General features: G+C 37.3%; 2 protein-coding genes and 1 pseudogene. 2 read left to right on the top strand and 1 reads right to left on the bottom strand.

Annotation, left to right across the window (positions count from 1 at the left end):
• Positions 1-409: pseudogene (locus WBN20_RS08700) on the bottom strand (hypothetical protein); the annotation flags it as partial.
• Positions 410-740: 331 nt separating this feature from the next.
• On the opposite strand from WBN20_RS08700, the gene WBN20_RS08695 reads away from it, so the two are divergent.
• On the top strand, positions 741-1,205 hold the full coding sequence (locus WBN20_RS08695; RefSeq protein ID WP_424281400.1) for a (2Fe-2S)-binding protein: 465 nt from the start codon (positions 741-743) through the stop codon (positions 1,203-1,205).
• A gap of 19 nt (positions 1,206-1,224) precedes the next feature.
• Positions 1,225-2,900: molybdopterin cofactor-binding domain-containing protein (locus WBN20_RS08690; RefSeq protein ID WP_424281399.1), on the top strand; the 1,676-nt coding region annotated here is incomplete at its 3' end.

Genomic DNA, 2,900 nt, shown 5'->3' with positions numbered 1-2,900 from the left:
GTACACTATTACTAAGGTCGAGGACCAATAAAGTGCTGTTATTAAAAATTTGAGAATTAGGTGAAATACGGGCAAAAGACTCAGAGGCAGATATAGTATTAAAACATTCGTCATTTCTTCCCTGTTCATAGATGATAAATTGTTCCGCAGTTAATCCCGGTACCGGATTTCCGATATTGTCAGAGACTTTAAAAAAAATGGATACCTTACCAGGTAAGGTTGTAAATTGATCTTGAATAGATAAGACAAGATCGCTTTCACCGAGGTCAAGACATTGATCTACAGGATTACCTAAACCAAGTGAACCAGCCTGGTTGATGTCAAAATTTACATCATCATCTGCATTACCACAAGAAACGAATAGGATTAAAGCACATTGTAGCCCTAGAAGCTTAATATAAGTTTTCATTTTCATAAGTGTTGTTGTTCAAACAGCACAACGTCCAGTTTTATTTAAAATTATGAAGGGATTTAAAAACTTTGTTAAATCTTGTTAAAACCTCATTTAAAATTTTTGTAGCTTGACTTGGGATATGATTTTATTATCAATCATTAATGTTCTGTAATTTACCGGTAAGTATATATTGTAATGGTTTGTTAAAGAGAATTGAAAACAAAAAATACAAGGATTAAATAAATCTTCATCTTTTAACATTTAACAAATTGTTAAATGGCATGATATACTTATTAATTTTGATAACTTTAAGAAGTATTCTGATTACTCACTAAAAAACATTCATATGCCAACGTATCAATTAAATATTAATGGTGAATCGAAGTCAGTAGAAGTTAGTGAAGACACTCCGTTACTCTGGGTTTTACGCGATCATTTAAACCTCGTAGGAACGAAATATGGTTGCGGTATTGCACTTTGTGGTTCATGTACAATTCATCTAGATGGAATAGCTGTCAGAAGTTGTGCCATGACCATACCTCAGGTAGAAGGAAAATCCATAACCACCATAGAAGGACTCTCTGAAGATGGTACCCATCCTGTTCAGGTGGCCTGGAAAGAGGTTGATGTTCCGCAATGCGGCTATTGCCAGGCGGGCCAGATTATGACCGCCTCAGCATTTCTTAAAAACAATCCCAATCCAACTGAAAATGAGATTAAAGATGCAATGCAGGGTAATATTTGCAGATGTGCGTCTTATTCGAGAATTTATAAAGCAGTTGAAATAGCCGCCAATAAATTAGCAGTGTGAACCAGCAAAAAAAGTCAAAATGTCTACACAAAAAACATCAATAACATTTAGCAGAAGATCCTTTATGAAAACCAGCTCCCTGGCCGGAGGTGGATTATTAATTGGTTTTAACTTATTTAACGCTTGTAAACCAAATGCCAAACCACCAATTGATTTGGCAAAATTAAACTACCATGATTTTAACGCTTTTATTAAAATAGCCGATAATGGTGCAGTGACCATATTTTCACCAAATCCTGAAATAGGACAAGGAGTAAAAACCTCCATGCCAATGATTATTGCCGAGGAATTAGATGTTGCATGGAAAGACGTTTATGTGAAACAAGGGGTATTGGATACTAATAATTATACGCGCCAAGTGGCCGGAGGCAGCCAGTCTATCAGATTTGGCTGGGATCCCTTAAGGGAAACAGGGGCTACAGCAAGACAAATGCTCATTAATGCAGCGGCAACGAGATGGGGGGTTGATCCTTCTGAATGCACTACTAATGAAGGTGTTATTAGTAATGCTGCAGGAGAAACATTGAGTTATGGCGAAGTTGTTAATGAAGCTGCAAACCTTGATATACCAGAGGAAGTTACTCTTAAAGATGTAAAAGACTATAAGATAATTGGAACCGATGCATCTAATGTCGACATCGATGAAATAATTACCGGGAAACCTCTTTTTGGGGTAGATTATAAATCAGAGGGTATGGTCATTGCCTCTGTAATGCGACCACCGGCATTTGGACAAAAACTGGAATCCTATGATGATTCAGCTTCTAAGGCAATAGATGGCGTAATTGAAGTACTCAAATTTGGTGATAAAATAGCCGTTTTAGGAAAAGACACCTGGTCTGCAATGAAGGGTAAAAAGGCTTTAAAAGCAGAATGGAAAGCAGATACAAAATTGGAAAGTACTGAAGATCACGATAAATTGATGTTGGGATTATTAGATGGTAACAAATTTGAAACGCTCCGTGCAGACGGCAATGTTAAAAAAGCCTTTGCAGAAGCAGATAAGGTTTTGGAAAGAACCTATGAATCTCCTTTCCTGCCTCACAACTGCTTGGAACCAATGAACTTTTATGCCAATGTAACCGCAGATAAGATTCATTTGGTAGGACCTGTTCAAACACCGGAAGGAACCGCCAAACATATCGCAGAATTGTTAGAGCGTGATTTTAAAGATGTTCATTTAGAGATGACAAGGATGGGTGGTGGTTTCGGTAGAAGATTATACGGTGATTTTGCAGTTGAAGCTGCAGAGATTTCAAATCTGGCCCAAAAACCGGTAAAAGTTGTATTTTCCCGAGAGGATGATATGGCTGATGGTATTTACAGACCGGCAATAAAATATAGAATTAAAGCAGCTGTTAAAGATGGAAAAGTAACGGGATATCATTTAAAAGAAGCGGCTATTAACTCTAATATGTATGGCCTGATACCCAACTTTTTTCCAGCTGGTGCAATTGAAAATTACCAGGTTGATGTAGCTAAATATCAGAGCAATATTACAACGGGGGCTTGGAGAGCACCTTATACAAACTTCCTGGCATTTGCCGAGCAAAGTTTCTTCGATGAATTAGCTGAGTTGATGGAAGTAGATAAAATACAACTTAGACTAGATTTACTGCAGAAAGTTAAAGGAACTACCGATGAACGCATTCAATATTCCCCTGAGAGAATGGAAAAGGTAATCAATACAGCTGT

Source organism: Eudoraea sp. (genome assembly GCF_049665975.1).
Classification (GTDB): domain Bacteria; phylum Bacteroidota; class Bacteroidia; order Flavobacteriales; family Flavobacteriaceae; genus Eudoraea.
Note: the sequence above shows the minus strand (reverse complement) of the source record. Positions and strands in the feature narration are given on the sequence as shown.